Below are 24,706 nucleotides of genomic sequence, written 5' to 3'. Positions count from 1 at the left end.
ACTTTCAGGCGACGGGAACCGAGTAACTCGACATCCGTTGAAGGGCAGAATGCAAATGGGAGTGCGTCATGGCCGCCAGCATCTGGGATACGAACGTTGAACTTACTATTGAGTGCAGCGATCATTTTGTTGTCATCAAGAGTGCTCGAGAAGCGGTTGCCTGCCTGAAAACGAAATGGCCGAATAAAAAGGGCGTGAGTTTCGTCCTGGCAAAAAAGCTGTGTTTGGAAGCAGCAAATGGAACTTTGCCGAACGCCGAAGCTCGTGCTGCCTTTGAGGCTGCCGCCCTTGAGGCCGGGATACTGAAACGAGTTTGAAGATACCGTCTGGGTTAGGGTCATGCCGCACTCCCGAATAGATCGCCGGTCGGTCGGCTGTTTCGTGCCATACGGAGCGCCAGGAGCGCCGGCTCGTACCGGCGGGCATGGAGCTTCATCGCATTGACATGGCAGCAGATCGCCAAAGCGCAGGCCTCAGCCGCGTTGTGGCTGATTGTCTTCTGTGGAGGCAGGACGATGCCCACACGCTCGCACTCGGTCACGCTGGCCTTTTTCCAGTCCTTCTTGCCCTTGTTGTCGAGCGGAGGCTTGAAGCCCTCGCCGTAGAAGGCCTTGCGCCAAGAAGCGGCAGGAAGCGTGCCGTAGGGGATGCCGAAGTTTGCCAGAGTGGCGACAATCGCCGATGTAGCGACCCATGGATAAATCATGGCGTCGGCGCTGGTGTTGCCGATTTTGGCAAGGGACTGCTCCTCGAGCACCGCGAAATCCGGTCTGCCCGCATTCTTGTCCGCTACCAGTTCCTTGATGAAGTTCGTCACCTTCAAGCCGATCTGGTCGGAGGTGTAATAGTGGTCGGCCTTGTCGGGCATCTGGAAGACGCCGCAACGGATCGAGGAATGATCCTTGGCGGTATCCCAAAAGGCCCATCCGGTGGATTTGCTCGGGTCGAACGCGATGACCTTCATGCGCCTGCCTCCGTTGGTATCAGCCGATAGAATGTGGAAGCCCCACGCCCGCCGCCGGTGGTCACGATCGACCAGCCGTAGGCACCGACGAACTTCCGCAGATGAAAGATCTGGACCGCCAGAACATGCCCAGCGTTGTCCGGCCCGCCGTCTGCTCGATCGTCGAACAGAAGCGACAGAACTGTGTCCTTGGCGACCGTCTTGCCGACGCGCCTGGATAAAAGCTCGAGGATGGTTTTCTGCTGCCCGCGAGCGACACGCTCAAGCACGGCGTCGATTGGCGCTGCCTCACCGATATATCCGTGGCAGCAAGGGCATGTGTAAGTTTGAACCTGAGGGATGACGTTCACGGAAACCTCGCTGAGTAAGAACCCGCATTTGCGCAGGAGAGTTGGCCGGCCGGCTTGGGAGAAACGGCCGACGCTGGAGGTTAGATTTGCCCGATCTTGTCGAGCATCTGGCGGCGGCCAGGAGGAGGATCGCCCATGAGATCGCTGGTGACAGCACGACTTGCGACGGGCTTTTCCGGCGGCTGCGTGGGCTTGGTAGCCATCGGGATTTGAGCGAGGGGCTTCTTCGGGGCAGTCTCATCCGCCCAGCGGGGCAAGACGATTTCGAGATATCCGTCCTCGACTTCCTCGTGCTGGCACCAGCGGCCAGCTTCGGATCGATCGACGAACCGAGCCTGATGCCCGAGATTGATCGTCGCGTAGGTGATCGCCTTCATGGCGCGTTTGAACTTCACGACGGCATCGCCGGCCGAGTTGTTCTTGCGGAACCGGAGAAGGCCGTGGTCGCCATCCGTGCCGATCAGCACTTCCAGTTTGTCGCCTTCCGCCCATCCGAGCTTTATGGCGATGTCGCCCTTGATGGAGAAGATCATCGATGCAGGGCCGGTCTTGGCCTTACGAAGCGTGACCTTGATGCCAGTGCCGGTCGTTGCAGAACTGACGGTGATTTTTGCACGCTCGAATCCCATCGGCGTTACTCCGCAGCGTCTTGGAATGGATCGGAGCCGGGATCGGCGGCTGGTTCTTCTTTGGAGCGGGCTGCCTGGGCCTTCTCCATCGCCGCTTTCCAGTTCTCGGCGTATTTCATCTGCCCGCGCTTCCAACCGGCCAGATACGCCTTGTCTTCATCGCTGTTGGCGGGATGCTTGGAATGGCCGGGACCGCCTTCACCGACGAGGCCATCAGCCTCGCCCTTGGCGTCGTACATCTGAAGCCAGTCGGCCCGGTCGGTCAGAAGATCTCCGCCGCGGTCATCGGGAACGAGCCCGAGCTTGATCAGGATTTTCTTGTGAATGCCGTGCTTCTGCACGATCGACGAGCCGTCACCAGCCTTGCGAGCTTTTTCGTGGAAGGTGATTTCCTCCTTGGCGAAACCCCACTCCTTGCCGCGCTTGTAGTTGTCCTTGAGCTTGGCTTCAGCGCCGGCGATCACCGCTCGCTGATCCCGTTCCTCGCGGCACAGGACGCCGTACAACGCGGCGCGCTCGTCCTCATTCAGGGTGGTGTTTCGAAGGTCTGTCATGCCCTGAGCCTTTCTCTTGCCAGCCGAACTTTTTCAGCCAGCGCTTGAGCTTCGTTTTCCAGATTTTGAAGATCGTCATTGTCTTCGTACCGATCCCGATCCTGTTTGATTTCATGCTGTAAGGCCCGGATCTCGGCCTCGCAGTAGTCCAGATATGCCCGGCGAATTGTCGTGAAAGCGTCCACGGTGATGGACTTTGCCCTGCCCGCCCGCAGGTGCATGATTTGCCAGAACGAGAGACCGTGCTTGCGTGCTAGGCGGCGAACTGCGTTCTCGACGTCACCGTTTCCGGCGGTCTCGCGTTCAACCATTTTCCTCACGTACTCACTGGCTATGGCCGTACTCATGACCTTGTTTCCCTGTTGCTTTGAAATGACTTCGTGAATGTGATTCTTTGACATCGTGAATGCCGTCCCTTCCGCATCTGCTAGGTTTGAACCCAGCAGAGGGACGGCCACGAAAGGAGTTAGGCGCCCGCATACGGCGAAAGCCTGTAATGATCATCGGGCGTCCCGCCTGTCCGTCTGGCCTGCCAGCCGAGCGGACGAAGGTCGTGATTGATCCGATTGATGAGGTTGATGAACTCGACAAACGGGGTGAGCGGATCGCGGTCCAAAGCAAAGCCGCACAGCCCCATGAGTTTTCTTGCAGTGAATGAGCGCGGATAGACCGCGCAGAGAAGCTCAATGATCTGCTCCGCTTTGGTGTCTGTTTGAGACTGAACGGTTTTGATCAGCGAAGAATGGACGCGAGATGCGAGGGTCATCACTGCAACCCCGCCGCCCGCTCGACGTCTTTGCGGACGTCTTGAAACTTCGAAATGAGAATGTCAGCCGGGCGGTTCTCTGCCTCTCTACCCTGAGAGCGGCGAGTAAGCGCACGGGCGATGAAGGCGGCTACCATCATGCAAATGCTGGCGATGACGAAAAGCCCGACAACGAACACAGCACCGAACACGAGGACGTAGGACCAGTTGATGTCGAGGATCATGACGCCCTCCCCGGTCTTGCGATCTGCTTTCGGTCGTGGCCGGTACGGTGCTCGATCGCCCGTTGAGCCATTGCATCAGGTGAATTGGATGGGAGGATCGGTGTCATACGCTGCCCTCCCCGTCGCAAGCGGCCATAAAATCATGATCGAATGTTTTGATGCCCATGGGCTGGACCGTGGCAGACGGGTGTGCTGGCACGACATAGGGCTGCCACGCGATCGGCAGCTCCTTGGTCGCCAGACCCGCCCATCTACCGGGCAAGCCCTTGCCGTCGATCCATGCCGACTTGATGACCTTGCCGCACTTGGTAGCCAGCCATACAGGCACGTCTTGTCTCGCTTGGGAGAGATCGGGGTTCCAGATCACGTTTTAGCCCTCCCCACTGGACGCCCCTTGGCATGGCGTGGAAGAGTTGAGTTGCAAACAGACTCAACCACGCCAACCAAGGAGCGAACTGGATGGAAATCTTCCCAGACAGGCCCGGAAGGGCCATGGGCGGCATACTGGTGCTGCAGTCGATTGCCGCACAGCTTCTCGCCAGCCATCCCAATGGGACCGAATTTCTCGACCATCTTGAAACGCTGTCCGCCGGCCTTCAGCCGAAGAAGGAAGACCCGGAAGATCTCTCGGACTTCCTCACCGAGGTTGCACGCGGGGCTGATGAAACTCTGCAGGAAATCAAGCGGGCGGTCCAAGAGATCACGCGCACAAAGCAGTGAGCTCATAGGGCGTACCTCCTGACGTCCGTCTGAAAATCCTTCCCGTTTGTCGCTGATATCGACATCGAGGCCCGGACCGCTGTGCGCTTTTTTTGAGTTGGAGAAGTGCGGTTCCGGGTCGCCGCGTAGATCGAAAAAAGGAGGACGAAGAGTTGCATCGCCAGCGAAAAGATTTCCGGGCCCACATCGAATACCCGGTGGGCACCAGCGATAAGACCCGTGATGAAGAGGATAGCGAACGCGCACCCGAAGGAGATCAAAAGGGACTTGGTTTGGTTGCTCATGCCGCCACCTCAGAACTCTTCGCTGACCGGCGCCGAGCGCCAGCCTCTGCCATTACAATTGCGATACGTTCGAGCGAGACGTCTTCCCGGTCGATCTTCTTGGCCTCGTCGACGAGAGCCGGCCAGTATTCGACCGGAATGCTTTCCCGACGCTTCATTTCGGAAGCCGTCGAGGCGCCAACCCCGAGAATCCGCGCTACCGCCGCGTTCCCGCCGAAAACATCGAATATGTCGCTAACAGTGTTCATGTCGATATTTGTGACATACATCGTGTCGATATGTCAACATGATTTGTGTTGCGCATTCTGCAAATGTCTCGCCCATGCAAACAATGGGTGAAAGACTCAGGCTTGCCCGCGAGGCAGCCAACTTCAAATCCGCTTCAAAAGCCGCGGATGCGCTCGGCGTGAGCGCATCTTCGTACAGGGCGCACGAGAACGGCCAGAACGAGTTCGGCCCGGAAATTGCGCAGGCCTATGCGAGAAAATTTGGAACGACAGCAGCGTATTTGTTGACCGGTGAAGGCCCGATGAAAAACGGGCGACCGGGGGCATCTTTGGTGTCGTCTTACGACCCGGACGAGCCGGAGCAAGAGAACGTCGAAGGCGCAGCATATAGCCGCGATAGGTGGTCCCCCACAATTGCTGGGGCGGTTCCTGAACTGGATTTGAAAGTCGGCGCTGGTCTTGGCATCGTGGGCGATGTGATTAACCTGCCAACCGGGGCCGGGAATATTTCAGGGCATCGGGTTGTGTCGGAATGGCTAATCCCTGGAGAGTACCTGCGCAACGAAGCGAAGGTGCAAGCCTCGGTCACTATCATTACCGAAATCATCGGTGACTCGATGACGCCGACTTACATGCCAGGCGATCGGGTGATTGTTGATCTTTCGCAAAACAAACTGGTCACCGACACAGTCTACGTGATCAGCGATGGCGAAGGCGAACCACAGATTAAGCGCCTCCAGCGTGTCCCGTTCAGCGATCCCGCCCAAGTGCTCATCATATCTGACAATCCCAATCTGCAAACCTTCACCGTCGAGCTCGACAAGCTGACGATCATTGGCCGCATTTGCGGCCACATCGCGCGAAAGTAGTCAGGAGCGCGGATGGCGGGCTGTGGTCACTTCGAAGGATCGGGAAATCTCAACGTTGCCGTCGAGCACCCAGCGCTCTCTCTGCACCTCGATGATGGGCGCCTGCTTTCCTTTGGACACCTTCACCCCATCCTGAATTTCGTCGGCACAAGGTGCTACGCGAAACTGACTTGCCTCATCCCTTTCCATACGACTACCGCTCCGTTTGTTCTCATTTCGTTCACTGAAGAAAAGCAGGAGTCAGCGCGAGAGTCGAATCGTTTTTGCTACCGACCCGGAGCCATGCAATGAAGCGCCTGATTCCATTGATCCCTATTTTGATCGTAGCCGGCTGCCAGTCAGACGCTACCGTCCGCAGCAATGCCCCCATGGAAAACTTCAAGTCGTCGAAGTCGGCAGACGCCGCCGTTACATGCCTGGTCCCTTCCCTCGCCCAACACTACAAGGCGGTTTCGCCGCAGCGGTTCGTTGCCCAGACCATTGCGCCAGGCAAGGAATATGACGTGGTTCCGACAGATGGGATGATCAACGGCTACTACACTTACACGATCAACGTGAAGGGTAACGGATCGGGCTCGACGCTCTCGATCTACAAGGGCCAGTCAATGCTGCCGAGCATAACGGAATCCATTCGCGCCGGCGTTCAAGCCTGCCTATAACCGACAAGCCACGGAACGATATGCATGAGGATGCAGTACGAACGTGCGATCAGCAGATGAAGCCATGACCCACACCACCGACTTAATTCCAGAACTGATCAGAGCTGCAAATGATGCTGATCGGCTGACCGCGCGCGAAGTGAGCCGGCTTCTCGATCAGTCGATCGACACAATCCGGGACATGCGGGGGCACATCGGACCTGAGGAAACAGCACTCGGGCGAGATGTAGTGATTTACCTACGAACAGCGTCAGCAAGAGCGCGATGGTTACCTGTCGATCAGGCGAAAGATGCTCTGCTCGACGCAGCTACTACAATCCGCATGCTCAAGATCGTGCTGGATTCGAAGGATGAGGTCTTGAGGGGCGGATGAGCTACTCAGAAGCGGCCGCCACATACTCGATCTTTCTCGATGAGAGCAGCCAGACGAAGCACCGATATCTGACGCTTGGCGCCCTTGTTCTCGACAATAGATTTGTTTCGCTCTTCGACCACTGCATCGCGCACGCCAGGAAGCTCGAGCTACCGAATGGTGAGTTGAAATGGGGAAAAGTGTCGAAGGCAAAGCTATTCGCCTACAAACTCGTGGCGGACTGCTTCTTTGACGTGGTCGATGACTACACGCCTCTGGAATTCCACTGCCTCGTGGTCGATACGACAAAGCGGAAGGAGCACGTCTTTAATCAGGGCGACAAAGAGATTGGCTTTAACAAGGAAGTTTATCAGCTATTGCACAAATGCGCTCGGCTGTATCCGGAGCCGATGTTCCATGTACATGCAGATCACCGAGACACACCATCATCGCTTGACGAACTTCAAACAATATTGAACGCGGGCCGCAAGAAAAAAGGCGACACTCGCCATCAACCGTTCCGAAGAGTTCATTTTAGGAATTCCAAGGATGTTCACTGCCTACAGGTGGTCGATCTTCTCTTAGGGGCGGTTACTCACCGACTGAACGGGCACCATTTGGTCCAAGAACCATCTCAGCGAATACATTCTTGGCCGCGCCAAGATAGCGGACGTATGGCGAGATACGAACCTGAAAGGCAAATTCACGGTCTGGCATAGGCAGTTGCAGTAGAAGGATCCCGCAGGGTCAAGGCTCGAAAGCCACCGGGTTCACGGTCCACACGACTCTAGGCAGTGGGGTCACACCTGCGGGAGTTCCCGTAGAGTACCAGATAGTGCCGGATGTTCCACTCTAATCACGTCTGCTACCCCTGTTTCCAACAACTCCCTTCAGAGCGGGAACAGCAGCGTCCCAACGCTAGCGATGTGTCGGATATATGCAACCGCGTCGGCGCGTGTCACGAACGGAGCCTGCGCAGTCTTCGGGGCGGTGATCTTACGGAGTTCTGTCGCGAAACCCTCATAAGACAGATCAGCCGAAATAGCCTTGCGACCAGTTCGCTCAAGCCAGGAGTTCACTTTCAGCCTGGCGCTTAGATTGTTCATACGCATGTGTATCTCCTAACCCAATTACCTACTGATCTATCTTGTTTTTCAAGGTTCTGAAGGTTGCGAGAGGGAGGGTTCCGGCCATAGCTTCCCCCTACCCCATGAACCAAGTTCAAGAGGCGGGGGAAACCATGGCCAAGTCCTGAAGGCCGGAGCCGGGATGGGACACGTGCCAGGACGCCTTTCAGCAATCCACCCTCATTTTCTGGCAGCACAGTAGGGCTTTCGCTTCCCGCGCCTCGGGCTTCACCAGCTCGGGAGTTGCACCCGGTCGCCCAACAAATCACATATCAGCACCAGTCGGATCGTCCCGCTGAGACTTTTCTTTTGCTCCCTGACCAACATAGTCAACATCTATCATGTTGATTTTATCGTAATCAACATAAAACATGTTGACACTGATCGTGTTCGATGACATCTTCTCCCCATCAGCCGACACGAATGACCCGCCGCAAAGCAAGCAGAGAAACGGGTCGGCGCAATGATGGGGATCCGAGATGACGATGGTCACGCGATACAGAGTTGAAGCCGAGTGCGGTCTGTTCCTGACCGAGAACGGCGAGTTCTCCTACGAGATCGACGACGCAATCGAATTCCGGACGGAAGCCGCCGCGATCGAGGAATCCAATCTTCACCCCGGCACGACGGTGGAGCGATTTCAGCGCTTCTCCACGTTCCCCGATCCCGTCATCGCCCTAGAAAACGCGAGGGCAGTAGCATGATCGGCCGCACCGAGCCCCGCGTCTCCGTACCCGTCAAGACGCTTCACGAACTCCGCCGGCTGTTCATCACCTTTGAGGACGACAAGGCCAGCAACCTAACGCCACGCGACGAGAACCTTGCCCTTGGCCGGGAACTCATCCGGGTCGCACTCACCGCGCCGCGGACCTTCGAGCCCACCTAACCCCCACTTCCCCAGCCCATTGTCTCTCGTAGGCCGGGGAACCCTATTCGACAGGAGCCGAGAATGAACAAGCATATGGAAGCGCAGAGCCTTGGGTCTATCGCGACAAAGCTCGTGAACCGCTGGGCGTGGTGGCAGAACGCGCTGAAGGGCGTAATCGGCCCGATGAGCGAAGGCCAGCCGGAGCAGGGTTACTACCGGACCCGCTTCAAAGGCGGCAAGTGGGAGCCTGTCGCATTGTGGTGGGATGAGGATTCCGGCGGCTGGCTCGCATATCGCAGCGGCAGGGAAGCCGATCCAGCCGAGACTTGGAACTTCTGCCGCACGCACCCGATCACCCGCGCCGACTATGACGCGGCTCTGGAAGGCAAGCCGTTCCCAGACGAAGACGCTGTAGTCGCAGACCAGGTGGCAAAGGCCGGCGATAACTCTGCCGGTGTCGACGAGGCCGCCGAACTTCAGGATCAGATCGCCGCGGCGCTCACGGGCATGAATGCCTATGCCAAAATCGCTGACGACGCCACGGCAGCCAAGGCGCTGTCGCTGCGCAACCGGCTGAATGAGCTTTCCAATCAAGCCGACAAGAAGCGCGAGGCGCTGAAGAAGCCGCACTTTGAGGCGGGCAAGGCCGTCGATGCCAAATGGCAGCCACTGGTCAAGTCGGCCAAGGAGGGCGCGAACAAGGTCCGTGACGCAATTGGGTCGTGGGAGACCGTGAAGCTTCAACAGCAGCGCCAGCGGGAACGTGACGCGGAAACGGCCCGTCTTGCCGCAGAGGAAGCCGCACGGGCCGCTGAGCCGCAGTCCGACGTTGCTCTCGCCCCAACGCCAGTTTCTGTCGCGGAAGCCGCTCCTGCTCCGATCAAGCCGACATACGGCAAGTCGGCCAGCGTGCAGGTCAAGACGATCCTGAAGGACGTTACCGACTGGACGGCGCTCGCCGCCTACATGATCGGCCACCCCACCATGCAGGACACGCTTCGGCAGCTCGCACAGCGCGCGCTCGACGCTGGCCGCACCAACATCCCCGGCATCACCACCGAAGAGAAGGCAGCAGTACGATGACCGATTTACTCACACCCGCTTTGGCGGTCGCCGCTGTCAAATTCAAATGGCAGAAGGACGAGAAGACCTACGACTATTTCATCCCGGCCGGCATGGAGATCGCGCCAGGCGCCAAGGTCATCGTTACGACCGCGCGAGGCGAAACCGAAGTCGAGGTCATCGCGATCAAGTCCGAGTCCGAAATGGCCGCAAAGCCTATCGTTCGCATCGCGGAACCAAAGCCCGAGCCCCAACAGGCTACCGGCAAGCAGGATTGGAATTTCTGATGAACGCTCCGCTTAAACAGAACCTGCCGGCGCTGGCCGGCGGCGGTCACGTCATGGCGATCGTACCGCAGACCTTCGAGGAGACGTTTCGCGTTGCGAAGGCCGTCTATCTCGGCGGTCTCGCTCCCTCCGCGCTGATCGGCAAACTGGAAGGAGATGCGGCGATCAGTGCCGTAACGGTTGCCATTATGTCGGGCGCCGAGCTTGGCCTGAAGCCGATGGTCGCGCTGCGCAGCTTCACTGTCATCAACGGTAAGCCCGCCCTCTACGGCGACGGCCTGATCAACATCGTTCGACAGTCGGGCAAAGTCACCTATCTGCGCACCGGCTGCGAAATTCGCGACGGCCAGATGATCGGCTGGTGCGAAGCCAAGCGGAACGACACCGACGAGGACAAGCGCGTCGAGTTCTCCCAGGAAGACGCAGTCCGCGCTGGCCTGTGGCAGACCGAAGCCGTCGTCACGAAGTGGAACAAGTGGGACAAGAAGAACGAGCAGAAGCCAAACGACAGCCCGTGGTGGCGCTTTCCGCAGCGCATGCTTGCGTGGCGCGCGGCAGGGTATTGCCTTCGTGAACTCTTCGGCGACGTCCTCGGCGGTATCCGTGACGAGTACGAAGCGCGTGAGATTGCCGATGCGGAAGAGATCCGCGACATCACCCCGCGCAAGGAGCCGCCTGCCCCGCCTATGCCGCCAGACGAAGGCGTGACGATAGACGCCGCGACAGAACCGGAGCCCCAACGGGAAGAGCAGCCGTTCGACAGCACCGGATATTTCGAGGCAATGGAGACGGCGCTTGCCGGCGCGAACGATGAAGCAACCGTGGAGGAAATCTGGACCGATCTTGACCCGGATGGGACTTTCGATGGTGACGACGAAAGCCGTGGGATCGCGCAGAAGATCAAGGATCGCCGCCTGTCGCAGATCAATTCCGAGATCGGGGGCTGACATGAACACGCGCGCCACCGTGACGATCAAAACGAACGACGATCGGGCTCAGGTGGCCCGCTGGGCTCAAAACGTTGATCCTGGCACCGTCGTCACCTTCCGCAAGAAAAGCCGCTCGAGCGAGCAGTCCGCGAAAATGTGGGCGATGCTCAACGAGGTGTCCGATCAGGTCGAATGGTACGGCCAGAAGTTGGATGCCGAAGACTGGAAGGATGTTTTTACCGCTTCCCTCCGTCACGCTCGCGTCGTCCCTGGCATCGACAAAGGCACCTTTGTCCCGTTGGGAATGCATACCTCCACGCTGACGATCGACGAGATGAGCAATCTGATTGAGCTGATCTACGCTTTCGGAGCGGAACGCTCAGTGGTATTTAAGGAATCACTACATAACGCCGAACCCGCAGATGACACCGCCCCCCCGTCATCTGTGGCGAGTGCCGACGCGTCAATTGCGCCGGCAGAGGGCGATGGCTCCGCCCCATTGCCGTCGCCCTCTACTCTTTCCGCCAGCGATCTGACCTGGCTCGCAGTTGTCGCGAGAATGCTCTGGGCAGCCACGCCGAAGACGAACGACACCGAGGAAGCCTTACGTGTCCTCAACGTCCAACGGCTCGCTATCGATAAGCCTGAAGGGCTTTCCGAGTTCGCCCGTGACAAAGCCGGTTCGATCTACATCCGGTGTAAGGAATGCCTTCTCGGCACCCACTCGCGCGGCGACACCCTTCGCTACATCGCAAACATGGCTGGCGTTGATGTTTCCGAGTTGGAGGGCTGAGGCGATGGCCGAGAACAGCGCAATATCTTGGACGACGCACACGTGGAACCCATGGATGGGTTGCACGAAGGTCTCCCCAGCCTGCGACGGCTGCTATGCCGAAGCATTGATGGACAAGCGTTATGGCAAGGTCCAGTGGGGACCGAAAGGCGAGCGAGTCCGCACCGGCGGCCACACATGGAATGATCCACTCCGGTGGCAGCGCCAGGCAGAGAAGAACGGCACGCGGCCCTTTGTGTTCTGCGCATCGCTGGCCGACATCTTCGACAATCAGGTTCCGCAGGATTGGCGCGGTGACGCGTTCGCGGTTATGCGGAAGACGCCGAACCTCGTTTATCTGCTGCTGACCAAGCGCCCGCAGAACATCGTCAAGATGGCTGATGCTGTCGGTGGGTTGCCTGCCAATGCCGCTCTCGGCACCACCGTCGAGGACCAGAAGCGCGCTGACATCAATCTGCCGGCGCTACAGGTCGCCAAGATTGAAACATCACCGCTATTCACGTTTGGATCGTTTGAGCCGTTGCTGGGCCCGATAGCCATCCCGGCGGCATTCATGCCTGATTGGGTGATCACTGGCGGTGAAACCGACCAGGGTGGCCACATGGCACGTCCGACACATCCCGAGTGGTTCCGTAGCCTTCGGCGTCAGGCCGGAGAATCTGGCGCAGCCTTCCATCACAAGCAGAACGGCGAATGGGTTCCGTGGATCCCGCGAAACGGCAATCCGGGCAACAAGCCGATCATGCACGTCATGGAGGATGGGTCCGAATACTACCCGGGAAACTTCCATTCCTCGCTGCAGTCGATGATCAAGATCGGCAAAAAGCAGTCAGGCCGAATGCTCGACGGCGTGACGCACGATGCGTTCCCGCAGATCGGCGGTGCGGCATGATCGGCAATATCATCGCTTACACGATCGTCGGGGCCTTTGGTCTGCCTGGAGCCCTTGGGCTGGTCGCCACCGTCGTAGCGGCTCGCAAGGAGAAGTACGACGATTCGGTCAAACTGTTCTGGCCCAGCATCATCATGCTTGCCATCGCCCTGGTCTTTGCTTGGATGTGGGGGATCTGATGGTCCGCACTGTAGAAGAGTGGATCGGTCGCAACGACGATGCCATGCCGACAGACGCGTGCAAGCGCAGAATCCTTGATCGGCAGGGATGGGTCTGCGCCGTGTCCGGTGTCGAGTTCCGCGACGGCGTGAAAGCCGAGTTCGATCACATCACCCCGGTATGGCTTGGGGGCCAGAACCGCGAGAGCAACCTTCAGGCGATCACCAGAAAGGCGCACCTCGCCAAGACCAAGACCGAGGCAACCGTGCGCGCGAAGGTCAACGCCAACCGGATCAAGCGCGTCGGCGGAAAGAAGAAGTCGAGCCTGTCGAATCCCCGCTTCAGGAAACTGATGAACGGCGATGTCGTTGACCGCCGCACAGGAGAAATCGTGTCATGACCACGCCTTAGAAGCTGGGAAAGGCTGCAAGCTTACTGATCGGCACACGCGCTACAAAGAAAGAATTCGGCCGCGACAGACGTGTAGGAAAAAAACGGTTGCCCACAATGGACGCAGATCCGATCTGTCTTCTCCGCTTCTAGATCCGCCTTCTCTCTCTCCTGAATGCTCGTGGATTCCTGACCAACCCAATCGCGCTCGTTTCTTTCCATAACATCGCCTCCATTCGCAACGTGAACGCCTGATAGGGCTCCGGGATTTGCGACGTCAAGTGGGTGATCTCCTTCGTCCGATAGCGTACCATGGACGAGCACTGCGGACTCCGTCATCGAAGAAAACACGAGGTGCAAATTGACCGACCTAAACACCGCGATCCAGGTGGCCACCGCCGCTCACGCAGGGCAAGTCGACAAGAGCGGACAGCCTTATATCCTCCATCCACTCCGGGTCATGCTCGCCATGGAGACGGAAGACGAGCGCATAGTCGCCGTGCTGCACGATATCCTTGAAGACACGCCGGTCACCGCCAATGATCTCTATTGGGAGCACGGTTTCAAGCCGCACGTCGTGGAAGCAGTTTTCGCCTTGTCGCGCAAACCCGGCGAAGACTACCCCGATTTCATCCGCCGACTTGCCGTTAACCCGCTAGCTCGATCGGTGAAGATTGCCGACATCAAAGACAACCTCCGGCCAGGTGCGGAGCATCTACGTTCGAAATATGAGGCGGCGCTGCGGATGTTGACTGAGGGTTGCGAAATAGACGGAGGCGAGGAATGACGGCGCCTGCCCTCTTCCAACCAGCCAAACGAGTACGCGCCAGCGAGAGAGCTTTGCGCATTGCCTTGAGGGTCGTTCAGGACACAGGCCTCTCTGTGGAGAAGCTGTGCATAACCGGTGGACAAATCGAAATCCACTGCGGCCGCGTTGATGCAGAAAAGCCCTCACCGGATCATGGAGGCCCCGAAGATTGGTGAGCGCATCCATGAAAATCGACTATCCCGGCCTGATCCGGCAGGAGCTGCCGTCAGGGAGTGTGATCTATCGCGTGCGGCCGAAAAATCAGCATAGCAAGCGGGTCCAGCTCTACGCGTCACCGGGCGATCCGGACTTCAGCCGGCAGTACGATCTCGCCCGCAAGGGAATCAAGCCCGACATCCAGAAGAAGCCGTCCGAGCAGGCCATGCCGGAAACCATCGGCTGGCTGGTGCACGCCTATTTCGAATATCTCGAAGAGCGGGTGAAGGCGGGAACGACGAGCGCGAAAACGCTCAAGAAGAAGCGAAACCTGCTCAACCGTCTTCTCAAGAAACCCGACAAGAAGATGCAGATACCTCGGGAAAAGCTGATCGGGATGCAGGATGGGATGGGCTCAACACCCGCCCAGGCCGATGCGTTCATCGAAGCTGTGGGGGTGATGTTCGACTGGGGCGTAGACCGGAAATATCTCAAGGAAAACACAGCGCGCGGAATCAAATCGGTCTATCGCAAAGGGGACGGAGCGACACCGTGGAAGGCCGATGATGTCAAAGCCTTCTTTGCCAAGCACAAGGCTGGCAGCACGCCTCACGTCGCGATGTCCGTCCTTCTCTGGACGGGATGCCGCATTGAAGACCTGACAATGCTCGGGCCATCGTTTGAATGTGTCATAGACGGCGTGGAGGCGCTTAGGTGGATCCCGATGAAGAAAGGATCAACCGAAGTCTGCATCCCCTTCCTGGACCCGCTGAAGGTCGCTGTTCGTGCGCCGACAATCTTGGGCACTACCTATGTCATCCGTAGGGGAGCGAAAGCCTATGCCAGCGGTGACGCCATGTCCGCGATGTTTAAGCGGTGGTGCGTCGATGCAAACCTTGGGCATCTGTCGGCTCATGGGGTGAGGAAAGGCCTTGCAGAAGTGCTGGCCGAACTGGGCTGCAGCCAATACGAGATCATGGCAATTCTGGGCCACTCGGAAGCCAAGACGAGCGAGGTTTACACCCGGCGCGTAGAGCGCTGGAACCTTGCCAAGACCGCTCTTTCGAGGGTCAATACAAATAGCTCGTGGGGATAGCGTTTGGTCCAACGCCCCAAAAACATTGGACCACTTCAAAACATAAATCGTTGATTAGAAAAAGAAAAACCGGCACAAGGCCGGTTTACTTGGTGCGGTCGAGAAGACTCGAACTTCCACGGGTTGCCCCACAGCGACCTCAACGCTGCGCGTCTACCAATTCCGCCACGACCGCATCGTGGTAGGCGCCGGATTGCTCCGGCGGGGCTGCATGTAGCAAAAGCATCTGGGGTGCACAAGGCCATTGTGAAAGAAATTTGAAAGGGAGATCAACTAATTCCGCCCCACCTTCGCGCACCCCCTGCAAATGCTGGACTTCGGTTGTGAAGCATACCATTTAGAAGTCGAACTGAAGCGAGATGACAGCACCGATATGCAGAGAGACAAGCTCGAAACCACATTTTTCGCCGCCGATGGCGGTCCCGCCATTCGTCTGAGATTCGCATCCGGCCTTGTGGATTATCAGGAAGCAGTAGCGACAATGGAAGCGGAAGTGGCCGCGATTGCCGAGGGCGAGGCCGACGAGCTCATCTGGATGGTCGAACATCCGCCTCTCTATACCGCCGGCACGAGTGCTGATTCTGCCGATCTCGTTTCCCCGGATCGCTTCCCGGTTTTCCAGACCGGCCGCGGGGGTGAGTACACCTATCATGGCCCCGGCCAGCGGGTCGTCTATGTCATGCTCGACCTCAAGCGCCGCCGCCAAGACGTCCGCCAGTTCGTCGCAGCCCTGGAGCGCGTCGTGATCGAAACGCTGGCGAGCATGAACGTCACCGGGGAACGCCGTGAGGATCGCGTCGGTGTCTGGGTACGTCGACCGGAGCGGCCGCTGCTCACCAATGGCCAGATGGCCGAAGACAAGATCGCGGCGATCGGCATTCGTTTGCGCAAGTGGGTGAGTTTTCACGGACTGTCGCTGAACATCGATCCCGATCTCGATCATTTCGGCGGGATCGTTCCCTGCGGGATCAGGGAATATGGCGTAACAAGTCTTGTCGATCTTGGCTTGCCAGTCTCTATGGCAGATGTGGACATCCGCTTGAAGGAAGCGCTTGAAGCTGTCTTCGGACCCGTGATCCTTGAGAAATCGGGTTTGGATCAGGCGAACAGCCGGTCGGTCGCATAAACAAGAGCGTAGCCGTGCAACGCGAGCGCCGCGTAAAGCCCGAGCCCGCTCACCAGTCTTTGGCAGGACGTCATGTCGTCGAGCCTGTGGCGTGGCTTCACACCCCGATGCCCCATCAAGCTCAGAAGCGCAAAGATCGCCAGGGCCGCCAGCAGACCCAACTGCGGAACACCGATGCGCCAGCCGATCGACAATACGATACCGGTTACCACGAAGCTGCCTGCTGCAAGGCTCGTCGACCCCGGAAACACTTGCCGAAGCACCTGCCCTCCATCGAAGCGGTTCATCGGCAGCAGGTTGAGCAGATTGAAGGCGCCCAGAATCAGCAAAAAGAAAAGCATTGATGTCGCGCCAGCGCCCTTACCCCAAGCCTGATGCAGGGCAATGGCGACCGGAACGAGGAATGCGGACATTCCAGCGCCCATCAGGGCACAGGAAGCGACCTCGAACAGCGAATTATATGGCCTGCCGCCGATCGCCACACCGCCAAGCAAAGGCACGAAGATCATCCGCGTCGAGCGGTGACCAAATGCCCTGTAAGCCGCCATATGGCCAAGCTCGTGCATGACAATGACCACGGTCAGCAGCGCCGAGAGAAGCAGGCCAGTGACGGTAATCCCGAAAAACGGCCAGAGGATCAAAGTCGACAGCACAGCCAGCAATGTCTGAACGAGAGGATGTTCGAAACCCATCCGCACCCGTTCGCTGCGACCGGTTTCGATCCAGTGCCGAAGTGCCTTCAACTCGCGTTGAAGTGCAAAATATCGAAAAATCAGAAACGCCAGCCCACGATAGCGGTCCGTGCGCTCGATCGTCAGCGTTACGACGCCATTACCATGATCATCCAGAATGAACAGTTCGTGAAAATCCTTCCAGAAGGAGATATCGAGAGCGCTGTCCTCCACAACCGTGACATCCACCAGCCGCCGTTCATTGCTATCCATTTGCTCATCGATGCGCAAAACCCGCTTGATCGGCTCGCCGTGACGATCGGGCGCGGTCAGCCGCTGCTCTACGAGACCAGAATCGCCAGGCACAGGCAGGCTCGATATGATGTTATAATGCCACGCGGAGAAGCGGCCGCGCGGCGAAACCGCCTCCCATACCATGTCAGCGCTGGCTGCCAATCTTAACCGCCCGGTCAGTTTACGCCGTCCCACCGGCACCGCCATCAGCAGCCAGATGAGCAGAACATTCAACACCGCAAGCAGAATTGCGGGAAGATGGGCCGTCATCTCAATCTCCTGTCAACGCCCGCTGCTCGGCCACTCAGCCTTGCAGCCAGCGTCTCACAGGCAACCCCGATCCACGGGCAGTGTCGCTGTCGCCTTATGCGGCGGCAGCCCGCCGGCCGTTGATCCCGCTCAATATGCCGATCTGGCGTAACATTGTCGTTTCGCGTTCCGTGAGGCTGGCTGCGCGCGAGCGGGCGATTGCCACCATGACCCGGCAGACGAGCTGCACATCCGCCTTGTTCAACTGTCGATCGGGACCGCCTCGCATGGATGCCCAGACCCCACTTTTTTCCGTCAGTGCCAGGCGGACTTGCTCGAGGGCAAAGATCGACAGGCTGTCGGGAATACTGGAAGCCACATCCAGGATATGGAAAAGCAGATCGAGCTCGATCCGTGAATTGACGACCCCTCGGGTCGAGATCATGGCGATCAACCAATCGGTATTCCAATCATCCATGGAGCCTTGGGGATAGCAGTGCCGGACAATGAAACCGGTCATGGTCTCGATGAAATAGTGGTGCCATTCCGGGCATTTCTCGGTGCAGGACGAATTGATTGCAAGCAGGATGACCGCGTCCTGAGACGTGGTCACGCCGCTAACGAAGACATGGTCACGCAGGATATGAATATCCTCCGCAGTCAGGCGCATTTTCCCGGCGATAACACATGCCGGATAAGACAGACGAAGCTCGCCCATTCTTTCTCTCCCGTTTCATCATGAAACCGGGAGCTAGGTTAGGATCCAGCCGTTTCCAATCCGACAAGAAGAAGCCTTAGCAGAGGCTTGCCCTGTTCATTCAACATTTACCTTTTGGCGCGCCAGGCGGCGTTCGCGCCAGATGATGTAGAGGCCGGAAGCAATGATGATCAGGATGCCCAGCCACTTCGAGGCGGTCGGGAAATCAGAGAAGATGAAATAGCCGAGTGCCGTTGCCGAAATGATTTCGAAATAGTGGAACGGCGCAAGGATCGAGACCGGTGCGGCCTGAAACGCCTTCACCACGAGCAGATGACCATAGCCAGAAAGTGTGCCGAGTGTAATGACGAGCACCCAACCGAGCGTCGTATTGGGCAGTGAGGGAACAAAATCAACGGACCCCATGCCGTGACCGATGGCCAGCGCACCGATCATGAAGGCGCTCCCCCCGATCCCGGCGATGGTCTGCATGACAAGCGGCGAATCCGCGTTGCCCAGTGCGCGGTTCATCAGAAGATAACAAGCAAAAAGAAAAGCGCAGCCGATCGGCAAAAGCGATGTCAGGCCGAAAAGTTCGAAGCTCGGCTGGATGACGATCATGGCGCCACCGAAACCGACGACGATGGCAAGCCATCGCCGCCAGCCGACCTTTTCACCCAGCACCAGCGCCGAGAGGCAGGTCAGGATGAATGGCTCGACGAAATAGATGGCGAAAACGTCGGCAAGCGGCATGTACTTGACCGACACGAAGAACAACAAAGCGGCGGCGGCCAGGAGCACACCGCGCAGCAGGTTGAGACCCGGCCGATTGGGTCTCAGAGCCCGAACGCCACCTTGCGCAAGCAGCAACGGCAGGGTCGAAACCAGCTGGAAGAAGAAACGGTAGAACGTCACCTGCCCCGGCGACATGCCCTGATAGAGCGCCATGTATTTGGCGATAGCATCCATGCAGGGCAGAATGATCATCGCGAAAAGCATGATGGCGAGGCCCTGCAGGACCGTATGAGTGGGTGCAGGCAGGGACGAGGCTGGGGTCACGGACGGGCTATCCAAACGATGAAAGCCGAACCTTATCGACTTCGCTGCCCGTTTCAATCGGCGAAGGCGAGCTTGTCGAAACTTCAGAAACCGCTTGAATTCAAGCGGCTGAAAGACGCGTTTGGCGGATCTTTTGCCGCTCGCGGCTATTCCCGGAGAAGCTGGACACTGTAGATTGCAACAGGACTTCCAATGCCGCGCCTGATGTCACACCGTGCATGTCCGGCTGCCAGAGGGGAAACCGATGCGTCTATCGACGGAAACCGCCATATCCATGCTGCGAAGGGCGCAGGACAACGACACGCTGGGCGGGCGCATCTGGCGTGCACGCGATTCCTTGGGAATGTCGGCGCGAGAGCTTGCCGACCGCCTGGGCGTGCATGTCGATACGGTTTCCGGCTGGGAGCGGGATCGCTCGGAACCGCGAACCAGTCGTCTTTTCATGCTGGCCGGTATGCTTGGGGTCACCCCTGCCTGGTTGATTGCAGGTCTCGGCGACGCGCCGAAGGACGAACTTTCAGGTTCCCTCTCGGCCACTCTTACCGCTCAGCTGGCACAAATCAAAGGGTTGCACGAGCAGACGGGAAAAGCGATCGCAGCACTTGAGGCCGAGCTTGTCCGCGTCCTACAGGATATCCGCTAGGACTTGATCGATTCCCCCACAATCCGTTGACAACGCGCTTGAGCGCGCTGCGCCACTCTGCGATTGTGGACAAAAATCATTGCCATAAAGGAGAACACACCCATGGACGTACGCGCAGCCGTCGCCGTTCAGGCAGGAAAGCCGCTGGAAATCATGACCGTTCAGCTCGAAGGCCCGCGCGCCGGAGAAGTGCTGATCGAGGTCAAGGCAACCGGTATCTGCCACACGGACGAATTCACGCTTTCCGGCGCCGATCCGGAAGGCCTGTTTCCGGCCATTCTCGGTCATGAAGGCGCCGGCATCGTCGTCGATGTCGGACCGGGCGTCACCTCGCTCAAGAAGGGTGACCATGTCATTCCGCTCTACACGCCGGAATGCCGCGAGTGCTATTCCTGCCTGTCGCGCAAGACGAACCTGTGCACCTCGATCCGCGCCACGCAAGGGCAAGGCCTGATGCCGGACGGCACCTCGCGCTTCTCGATCGGCAAGGACAAGATCTTCCATTACATGGGCTGCTCGACCTTCGCGAACTTCACCGTCCTGCCCGAGATCGCGCTTGCCAAGGTCAACCCCGACGCCCCCTTCGACAAGATCTGCTATATCGGCTGCGGCGTGACCACCGGCATCGGCGCAGTCATCAACACGGCCAAGGTCGAGATCGGTTCGACAGCCATCGTCTTCGGTCTCGGCGGCATCGGCCTCAACGTCATCCAGGGCCTTCGCCTTGCCGGCGCCGACATGATCATCGGCGTCGACATCAACAATGACCGCAAGGCATGGGGCGAAAAGTTCGGCATGACGCATTTCGTCAATCCGAAGGAAGTGGGCGACGATATCGTGCCCTACCTCGTCAACATGACCAAGCGCAACGGCGATACGATCGGCGGTGCTGACTACACCTTCGACTGCACCGGCAACACCAAGGTCATGCGCCAGGCGCTCGAATCATCGCACCGCGGCTGGGGCAAGTCGGTCATCATCGGCGTCGCCGGCGCCGGCCAGGAGATTTCCACCCGTCCGTTCCAGCTGGTCACCGGCCGCAACTGGATGGGCACCGCCTTTGGCGGCGCGCGCGGCCGCACAGACGTGCCGAAGATCGTCGAGTGGTACATGGAGGGAAAGATCCAGATCGATCCGATGATCACCCACACCATGCCGCTCGAAGACATCAACAACGGCTTCGACCTCATGCATGCCGGCGAAAGCATTCGCTCGGTCGTGATTTACTGAGGGGTGCAAGCTTGACGTAACGTCAGGCAGCGCGCATCGCTTTCACCCAAACAGCACCGGCGCCGCATTCCAAGCAGGATGCGGCGCCGGTCCTTAGAGGACAGACCATGTTGCCACGCCGTCTTGCCATTTCTGCCTTTTTCTTTCTTTCGCCCGCCTTCGCCGTGGCAGATCCCGTTGGAACCTACGATGTGGTGGGGATCAATCCGGACAATGGCGGCGAGTATACCGGTATGGTTGAAGTAACCCGCAACGGCACGACCTATTCCGTCGTGTGGACCATCGCCGGAACAGAATCCTACGGCGTCGGACTTGGCGGCAAGCAGGCCGGTAAAACCTCCAGCCAGGCTGCATCGCCGGATGATGATACAATCGCGATCGGCTACGGCAACGACGACGGCTTCGGAATCTCTCAATACGACCTGCAGCCGGATGGCAGCTGGAAGGGTAACTGGGCCTATGCCGGCGGCGAGTTGTCGACGGAGACCTGGACACGCCAGGGAGCAATCCGCTCGCTGACTGCTCCCGGTACGAAGGGTGCCAGCGAGGCCATGAAGCCTATGGGCAACACCATATCCCGCCCCTAACCATCGCCGCTGGATCGAGCCATGAACGATACGCCTCACGAAAACACCATCTATGTCGATGCCGACGCATGCCCTGTGAAGCCGGAGATCCTCAAGGTCGCCGAGCGCCATGGCATGCCGGTGGTTTTCGTCGCCAATTCGGGCCTGCGACCGTCGCGAGATCCGATGGTCAGAAACATAATCGTTTCGGCCGGCTTCGATGCTGCCGACGACTGGATTGCCGAACGGGCGGTCGAGGGCGATATCGTGATCACCGCCGACGTGCCATTGGCAGGACGTTGCGTCGCGGCAGGTGCTGAAGTGACCGGACCAACGGGCCGGGTGTTCGACAAGGGCAATATCGGTATGGCGACGGCTATGCGCGATCTTGGCGCACATCTGCGCGAGACCGGGGAAAGCAAGGGTTACAACGCTGCGTTCTCCCCTCGCGATCGATCCGCTTTTCTGGAAACGCTCGACCGGCTGTGCCGGCGGGTGAAGCGTCGTTAGGAGACAGGAATGACCAACGGAGACAGCAATCTCTCCCTTCGCCGTCATGCGCCCTTCTATATCGCGGTCGTCGTTGCCCTGCTTTCGCTTCTCCTCTGCCTGGTGATCGAGCCGAAACTGATGATCGTCGGCACGCCCGTCGTCTTCTTTGTCGTCTATCTGGTGCTCACCGGATTCCAGCTGCGCAAACTGACTGCTTCCTATCTAAAGAAACATGCTGCCGGCACGGACGAACCTGCCCCGATCATCTTCGCGGTCACGCTTGCGACGATCATCGCGTCGGTTGCTTCGCTTTTCATGGTACTCAACAAGGCACCGGGTACACCGCCCCTCGCCTCGCTGGTTCTTGCCTTTCTTGCCGTCACGCTTGGCTGGCTGACAATCCATACGATGGCGGCCCTTCACTATGCTCATCGCTATTGGAGCCCTGCTATCGGAACCACCGCGGACAAAGAGAACGGCGGCGGCCTCAACTTTCCCGGAGATACAGAGCCGGGCATTTACGATTTTCTCTACTTTTCCTTCGTGATCGGCATGACCGGCCAGACATCCGACATTGCGATCACCTCGACCGACATGCGCAAGCTGAGCCTGCTGCATTCGATCGTCTCGTTTTTCTTCAACACCACCCTCGTTGCCGCAGCGGTCAATACGGCCGTCTCGCTGGCATAGCAATTTGTAAGGAGCCGACATGAAAGTCCTTTCCCAGAACACCGCCTTTGGCGGCATGCAGGGCGTCTTCGCCCACGATTCTGAAGCCTGTGGCGGCGAGATGACCTTTGCTGTCTATGTTCCCCCGCAGGCCATTGCAGAGCCCTGCCCCGTGGTCTGGTACCTCTCAGGCCTGACCTGCACGCACGCCAATGTCATGGAAAAAGGCGAATATCGGCGCATGGCCTCCGAGCTCGGCCTGATCATCGTCTGCCCGGACACCAGCCCGCGCGGCAAGGATGTGCCGGATGAACTGACCAACTGGCAGATGGGCAAAGGTGCCGGATTCTATCTCGACGCGACCCAGATGCCCTGGTCCGATCACTACCAGATGCACACCTATATCACCGAGGAACTTCCGGCTTTCATCGCCCAGCATTTCCGTGTGGATATGAGCCGCCAGGGCATCTTCGGTCATTCGATGGGTGGCCATGGCGCCATGACCATCGCCCTCAAGCATCCCGACCGGTTCCGCAGCTGCTCCGCCTTCGCCCCGATCGTCGAGCCTTCCACCGCCGATTGGTCAATCGGTGCCTTTGAAAAATATCTTGGAGAAGACAAGGCTGCGTGGCGCCAGTACGACGCCTGTGCACTGGTGAAGGACGGCGCACGCTTTCCGGAATTCCTGATCGACCAGGGCAAGACGGACAATTTTCTCGACGGTGGTCTGCGTCCCTGGCTGTTCGAAGAGGCGATCAAGGGAACGGATATAGGCCTGACGCTGAGGCTCCACGAGCGCTACGATCATTCCTACTACTTCATCTCGACCTTCATGGACGATCACCTGAAGTGGCATGCCGAACGCCTGGCATAACTGGGAAGAAACGGCGCTGCCGGCCTGCCGGGCAGCCGCAAATCATGATGCCGACTGAAAGCGGGGTGCGGGAGCCGTTTCAACGATGCGAATGCTGGATTCGCTCTGGCCGTGGTGCCCTTCCATGTCTACCACCACATGCCAGTGGCCAGCCTGTGGGATGGTCAGTCGGATCGGCGACTTGCGCGCGACGCCACCGATGAACTGATGCTTCATCGCCTCCTTGTAGAGCGCGAAGTTCTTCGCCGTCATCAGCCGGACATTTGCCACCGCCGCAAGCGTGATCTCGACCGTGATCCCGGCTCGCAGCAGCTTGAGATCGTAATGGGTGAACTGGATTGCCAAGGCCATCATCTGCCATCCGCGTGGTTGAACTATGCTGAACGGCATTTAAGCAGCCAATCGTTAAGTCCGGATTGACTGGCCAGCCATTTACCTTCCCACTTCGGGACACTGCTGTTCTTTTCAACAGCGACCGGATAAGCTATGGCAAAATCATGGCACACATTATTCTTGTCGCGCTTGGCGGCGCCCTTGGCTCCGTTCTGCGCTATCTTGTCGGTCTCGGCACCCTGCGAAGTTTTGGTCCGGGTTTCCCCTGGGGGACGTTGACAGTGAATGTCACCGGCTCGTTCCTGATCGGCGTGCTGTCTGAAGTGGTCATCCGCAAGTTCGGCGCCTCGCCGGAGATGCGAGTATTTCTGGTCACCGGTATACTGGGCGGATATACGACCTTTTCCGCCTTCTCGCTGGACGCAGTTACGTTGTTCGAGCGCGGAGAAACGCTGCCGGCAGCACTTTATGTCGGGGCAAGTGTCATTCTTTCAGGTCTCGCAGTCGTTGCCGGGCTGGCTCTGATGCGCGCAATGGTCTAAAGCGTGCGTTCAGGCCAGCGCCGGAAATGTGCGCGGCAGAAATGGCAAGAACACGTAGAGGCCCCTGCAGGCGATCCGGCATCGCACGGATGGCGC

The 24,706-nt window shown here is 58.6% G+C and carries 40 protein-coding genes and 1 tRNA gene; 25 read left to right on the top strand and 16 right to left on the bottom strand.

Annotated elements, in window-relative coordinates:
• Positions 1–68: 68 nt before the first annotated feature.
• Positions 69–317 (top strand): DUF982 domain-containing protein, encoded by a 249-nt coding sequence (locus tag QO002_RS10670; RefSeq protein ID WP_307229392.1) that lies wholly within the window; start codon positions 69–71, stop codon positions 315–317.
• A 20-nt stretch (positions 318–337) separates the two neighbouring features.
• Here QO002_RS10670 and QO002_RS10665 read toward each other — a convergent pair whose 3' ends face one another.
• From QO002_RS10665 to QO002_RS10630, 8 genes are all read right to left on the bottom strand, one after another.
• Positions 338–964 (bottom strand): hypothetical protein, encoded by a 627-nt coding sequence (locus QO002_RS10665; protein WP_307229390.1) that lies wholly within the window; start codon positions 962–964, stop codon positions 338–340.
• A complete protein-coding gene (locus tag QO002_RS10660) occupies positions 961–1,314 on the bottom strand; it encodes a helix-turn-helix domain-containing protein (RefSeq protein WP_307229388.1) in 354 nt (117 codons plus the stop codon). Before QO002_RS10660 ends, QO002_RS10665 begins: the two co-directional genes overlap by 4 nt.
• Before the next feature lie 80 nt (positions 1,315–1,394).
• On the bottom strand, positions 1,395–1,943 hold the full coding sequence (locus QO002_RS10655; protein WP_307229386.1) for a hypothetical protein: 549 nt from the start codon (positions 1,941–1,943) through the stop codon (positions 1,395–1,397).
• A 5-nt stretch (positions 1,944–1,948) separates the two neighbouring features.
• Entirely contained in the window at positions 1,949–2,497 is a 549-nt protein-coding gene (locus QO002_RS10650) for a hypothetical protein (RefSeq protein WP_307229384.1), read from the bottom strand.
• A complete protein-coding gene (locus QO002_RS10645; RefSeq protein ID WP_307229382.1) occupies positions 2,494–2,844 on the bottom strand; it encodes a hypothetical protein in 351 nt (116 codons plus the stop codon). Before QO002_RS10645 ends, QO002_RS10650 begins: the two co-directional genes overlap by 4 nt.
• Before the next feature lie 119 nt (positions 2,845–2,963).
• The gene (locus tag QO002_RS10640; protein ID WP_307229380.1) at positions 2,964–3,263 is read right to left on the bottom strand and encodes a hypothetical protein; all 300 of its coding nucleotides are present in this window, start codon (positions 3,261–3,263) and stop codon (positions 2,964–2,966) included.
• Positions 3,263–3,487, bottom strand: a complete 225-nt coding sequence (locus tag QO002_RS10635) for a hypothetical protein (protein WP_307229379.1) — start codon at positions 3,485–3,487, stop codon at positions 3,263–3,265. Before QO002_RS10635 ends, QO002_RS10640 begins: the two co-directional genes overlap by 1 nt.
• Positions 3,488–3,590: 103 nt before the next feature.
• The gene (locus QO002_RS10630) at positions 3,591–3,815 is read right to left on the bottom strand and encodes a hypothetical protein (protein ID WP_307229377.1); all 225 of its coding nucleotides are present in this window, start codon (positions 3,813–3,815) and stop codon (positions 3,591–3,593) included.
• Positions 3,816–3,946: 131 nt separating this feature from the next.
• Between QO002_RS10630 and QO002_RS10625 the strand changes: the two genes are divergently transcribed.
• Complete coding sequence (locus tag QO002_RS10625; protein ID WP_307229375.1) at positions 3,947–4,207, top strand: hypothetical protein; 261 nt, start codon at positions 3,947–3,949, stop codon at positions 4,205–4,207.
• Positions 4,208–4,487: 280 nt separating this feature from the next.
• On the opposite strand, the gene QO002_RS10620 is transcribed toward QO002_RS10625, so the two are convergent.
• Positions 4,488–4,739 carry a carph-isopro domain-containing protein gene (locus tag QO002_RS10620; protein WP_307229373.1) on the bottom strand — a complete coding sequence of 84 codons (252 nt, stop codon included), beginning with the start codon at positions 4,737–4,739 and terminating at the stop codon, positions 4,488–4,490.
• A gap of 38 nt (positions 4,740–4,777) precedes the next feature.
• On the opposite strand from QO002_RS10620, the gene QO002_RS10615 reads away from it, so the two are divergent.
• The 4 genes from QO002_RS10615 (at position 4,778) to QO002_RS10600 (ending at position 7,317) form a co-directional block, all read left to right on the top strand.
• Positions 4,778–5,587, top strand: coding sequence for a S24 family peptidase (locus tag QO002_RS10615; RefSeq protein ID WP_370878478.1), 810 nt, complete (start codon positions 4,778–4,780; stop codon positions 5,585–5,587).
• A 287-nt stretch (positions 5,588–5,874) separates the two neighbouring features.
• Complete coding sequence (locus tag QO002_RS10610) at positions 5,875–6,246, top strand: hypothetical protein (protein WP_307229371.1); 372 nt, start codon at positions 5,875–5,877, stop codon at positions 6,244–6,246.
• 64 nt (positions 6,247–6,310) lie between these two features.
• Entirely contained in the window at positions 6,311–6,619 is a 309-nt protein-coding gene (locus QO002_RS10605) for a hypothetical protein (RefSeq protein WP_307229370.1), read from the top strand.
• Positions 6,616–7,317 carry a DUF3800 domain-containing protein gene (locus tag QO002_RS10600; RefSeq protein ID WP_307229368.1) on the top strand — a complete coding sequence of 234 codons (702 nt, stop codon included), beginning with the start codon at positions 6,616–6,618 and terminating at the stop codon, positions 7,315–7,317. Before QO002_RS10605 ends, QO002_RS10600 begins: the two co-directional genes overlap by 4 nt.
• A gap of 171 nt (positions 7,318–7,488) precedes the next feature.
• Here the strand turns inward: QO002_RS10600 and QO002_RS10595 are convergent, their stop codons facing one another.
• Together QO002_RS10595 and QO002_RS10590 are read right to left on the bottom strand one after the other, a co-directional pair.
• A complete protein-coding gene (locus QO002_RS10595) occupies positions 7,489–7,710 on the bottom strand; it encodes a hypothetical protein (RefSeq protein ID WP_307229367.1) in 222 nt (73 codons plus the stop codon).
• Between the two features lie 280 nt (positions 7,711–7,990).
• Positions 7,991–8,125, bottom strand: coding sequence for a hypothetical protein (locus QO002_RS10590; protein WP_307229365.1), 135 nt, complete (start codon positions 8,123–8,125; stop codon positions 7,991–7,993).
• A gap of 79 nt (positions 8,126–8,204) precedes the next feature.
• On the opposite strand from QO002_RS10590, the gene QO002_RS10585 reads away from it, so the two are divergent.
• The 11 genes from QO002_RS10585 (at position 8,205) to QO002_RS10535 (ending at position 15,165) form a co-directional block, all read left to right on the top strand.
• Complete coding sequence (locus QO002_RS10585) at positions 8,205–8,429, top strand: hypothetical protein (RefSeq protein WP_307229363.1); 225 nt, start codon at positions 8,205–8,207, stop codon at positions 8,427–8,429.
• Positions 8,426–8,611, top strand: a complete 186-nt coding sequence (locus QO002_RS10580; RefSeq protein WP_307229361.1) for a hypothetical protein — start codon at positions 8,426–8,428, stop codon at positions 8,609–8,611. Before QO002_RS10585 ends, QO002_RS10580 begins: the two co-directional genes overlap by 4 nt.
• Before the next feature lie 63 nt (positions 8,612–8,674).
• The gene (locus QO002_RS10575) at positions 8,675–9,676 is read left to right on the top strand and encodes a hypothetical protein (protein WP_307229359.1); all 1,002 of its coding nucleotides are present in this window, start codon (positions 8,675–8,677) and stop codon (positions 9,674–9,676) included.
• Positions 9,673–9,942 carry a primosomal protein N' family DNA-binding protein gene (locus QO002_RS10570; RefSeq protein WP_307229357.1) on the top strand — a complete coding sequence of 90 codons (270 nt, stop codon included), beginning with the start codon at positions 9,673–9,675 and terminating at the stop codon, positions 9,940–9,942. The genes QO002_RS10575 and QO002_RS10570 overlap by 4 nt, the downstream gene beginning before the upstream one ends.
• Entirely contained in the window at positions 9,942–10,889 is a 948-nt protein-coding gene (locus QO002_RS10565) for a recombinase family protein (protein ID WP_307229355.1), read from the top strand. The genes QO002_RS10570 and QO002_RS10565 overlap by 1 nt, the downstream gene beginning before the upstream one ends.
• Position 10,890: 1 nt before the next feature.
• A complete protein-coding gene (locus tag QO002_RS10560) occupies positions 10,891–11,664 on the top strand; it encodes a recombination protein NinB (RefSeq protein ID WP_307229353.1) in 774 nt (257 codons plus the stop codon).
• A 4-nt stretch (positions 11,665–11,668) separates the two neighbouring features.
• Complete coding sequence (locus QO002_RS10555) at positions 11,669–12,556, top strand: phage Gp37/Gp68 family protein (RefSeq protein ID WP_370878477.1); 888 nt, start codon at positions 11,669–11,671, stop codon at positions 12,554–12,556.
• Positions 12,553–12,735, top strand: a complete 183-nt coding sequence (locus QO002_RS10550) for a hypothetical protein (RefSeq protein ID WP_307229348.1) — start codon at positions 12,553–12,555, stop codon at positions 12,733–12,735. The genes QO002_RS10555 and QO002_RS10550 overlap by 4 nt, the downstream gene beginning before the upstream one ends.
• Positions 12,735–13,115, top strand: a complete 381-nt coding sequence (locus QO002_RS10545; protein WP_307229346.1) for an HNH endonuclease — start codon at positions 12,735–12,737, stop codon at positions 13,113–13,115. Before QO002_RS10550 ends, QO002_RS10545 begins: the two co-directional genes overlap by 1 nt.
• Positions 13,116–13,466: 351 nt before the next feature.
• Positions 13,467–13,892 carry a GTP pyrophosphokinase gene (locus QO002_RS10540; RefSeq protein ID WP_307229344.1) on the top strand — a complete coding sequence of 142 codons (426 nt, stop codon included), beginning with the start codon at positions 13,467–13,469 and terminating at the stop codon, positions 13,890–13,892.
• Between the two features lie 205 nt (positions 13,893–14,097).
• Positions 14,098–15,165, top strand: a complete 1,068-nt coding sequence (locus tag QO002_RS10535; RefSeq protein ID WP_307229342.1) for a tyrosine-type recombinase/integrase — start codon at positions 14,098–14,100, stop codon at positions 15,163–15,165.
• Positions 15,166–15,255: 90 nt separating this feature from the next.
• Here the strand turns inward: QO002_RS10535 and QO002_RS10530 are convergent.
• A tRNA-Leu gene (locus QO002_RS10530) sits at positions 15,256–15,340 on the bottom strand.
• A 198-nt stretch (positions 15,341–15,538) separates the two neighbouring features.
• On the opposite strand from QO002_RS10530, the gene lipB reads away from it, so the two are divergent.
• Positions 15,539–16,291: a lipoyl(octanoyl) transferase LipB gene (gene lipB / locus QO002_RS10525; RefSeq protein ID WP_307229339.1), complete on the top strand. Its 753-nt coding sequence runs from the start codon at positions 15,539–15,541 to the stop codon at positions 16,289–16,291.
• Here lipB and QO002_RS10520 read toward each other — a convergent pair.
• The 3 genes from QO002_RS10520 to QO002_RS10510 all read right to left on the bottom strand — a co-directional run bounded on the left by QO002_RS10520 (position 16,264) and on the right by QO002_RS10510 (position 19,201).
• Complete coding sequence (locus QO002_RS10520; RefSeq protein ID WP_307229337.1) at positions 16,264–17,526, bottom strand: zinc metalloprotease; 1,263 nt, start codon at positions 17,524–17,526, stop codon at positions 16,264–16,266. The two genes, lipB and QO002_RS10520, sit on opposite strands and share 28 nt — an antisense overlap.
• 94 nt (positions 17,527–17,620) lie before the next feature.
• Positions 17,621–18,223 (bottom strand): hypothetical protein, encoded by a 603-nt coding sequence (locus QO002_RS10515; RefSeq protein WP_307229335.1) that lies wholly within the window; start codon positions 18,221–18,223, stop codon positions 17,621–17,623.
• Between the two features lie 96 nt (positions 18,224–18,319).
• Positions 18,320–19,201, bottom strand: coding sequence for a DMT family transporter (locus QO002_RS10510; RefSeq protein WP_307233311.1), 882 nt, complete (start codon positions 19,199–19,201; stop codon positions 18,320–18,322).
• A 304-nt stretch (positions 19,202–19,505) separates the two neighbouring features.
• Here QO002_RS10510 and QO002_RS10505 point away from each other — a divergent pair, with 304 nt between their 5' ends.
• From QO002_RS10505 to fghA, 6 genes are all read left to right on the top strand, one after another.
• Positions 19,506–19,904: a helix-turn-helix domain-containing protein gene (locus QO002_RS10505; RefSeq protein ID WP_307229333.1), complete on the top strand. Its 399-nt coding sequence runs from the start codon at positions 19,506–19,508 to the stop codon at positions 19,902–19,904.
• Between the two features lie 102 nt (positions 19,905–20,006).
• Positions 20,007–21,134 carry an S-(hydroxymethyl)glutathione dehydrogenase/class III alcohol dehydrogenase gene (locus QO002_RS10500; protein WP_307229331.1) on the top strand — a complete coding sequence of 376 codons (1,128 nt, stop codon included), beginning with the start codon at positions 20,007–20,009 and terminating at the stop codon, positions 21,132–21,134.
• Between the two features lie 107 nt (positions 21,135–21,241).
• Positions 21,242–21,721, top strand: a complete 480-nt coding sequence (locus QO002_RS10495; RefSeq protein ID WP_307229329.1) for a hypothetical protein — start codon at positions 21,242–21,244, stop codon at positions 21,719–21,721.
• A gap of 21 nt (positions 21,722–21,742) precedes the next feature.
• Positions 21,743–22,210 carry a YaiI/YqxD family protein gene (locus tag QO002_RS10490; RefSeq protein WP_307229327.1) on the top strand — a complete coding sequence of 156 codons (468 nt, stop codon included), beginning with the start codon at positions 21,743–21,745 and terminating at the stop codon, positions 22,208–22,210.
• A gap of 9 nt (positions 22,211–22,219) precedes the next feature.
• Positions 22,220–22,882 carry a DUF1345 domain-containing protein gene (locus QO002_RS10485; RefSeq protein ID WP_307229325.1) on the top strand — a complete coding sequence of 221 codons (663 nt, stop codon included), beginning with the start codon at positions 22,220–22,222 and terminating at the stop codon, positions 22,880–22,882.
• Between the two features lie 19 nt (positions 22,883–22,901).
• Entirely contained in the window at positions 22,902–23,735 is an 834-nt protein-coding gene (gene fghA, locus QO002_RS10480) for an S-formylglutathione hydrolase (protein ID WP_307229322.1), read from the top strand.
• A gap of 42 nt (positions 23,736–23,777) precedes the next feature.
• Here fghA and QO002_RS10475 read toward each other — a convergent pair whose 3' ends face one another.
• Entirely contained in the window at positions 23,778–24,089 is a 312-nt protein-coding gene (locus QO002_RS10475; RefSeq protein ID WP_307229320.1) for a DUF1883 domain-containing protein, read from the bottom strand.
• A gap of 143 nt (positions 24,090–24,232) precedes the next feature.
• Here QO002_RS10475 and crcB point away from each other — a divergent pair, with 143 nt between their 5' ends.
• On the top strand, positions 24,233–24,610 hold the full coding sequence (gene crcB / locus QO002_RS10470) for a fluoride efflux transporter CrcB (protein ID WP_307229318.1): 378 nt from the start codon (positions 24,233–24,235) through the stop codon (positions 24,608–24,610).
• Positions 24,611–24,706: the final 96 nt, after the last annotated feature.

This window comes from Pararhizobium capsulatum DSM 1112, from assembly GCF_030814475.1.
In the GTDB taxonomy this organism is placed as follows: Bacteria; Pseudomonadota; Alphaproteobacteria; order Rhizobiales; family Rhizobiaceae; genus Pararhizobium; species Pararhizobium capsulatum.
Note: the sequence above shows the minus strand (reverse complement) of the source record. Positions and strands in the feature narration are given on the sequence as shown.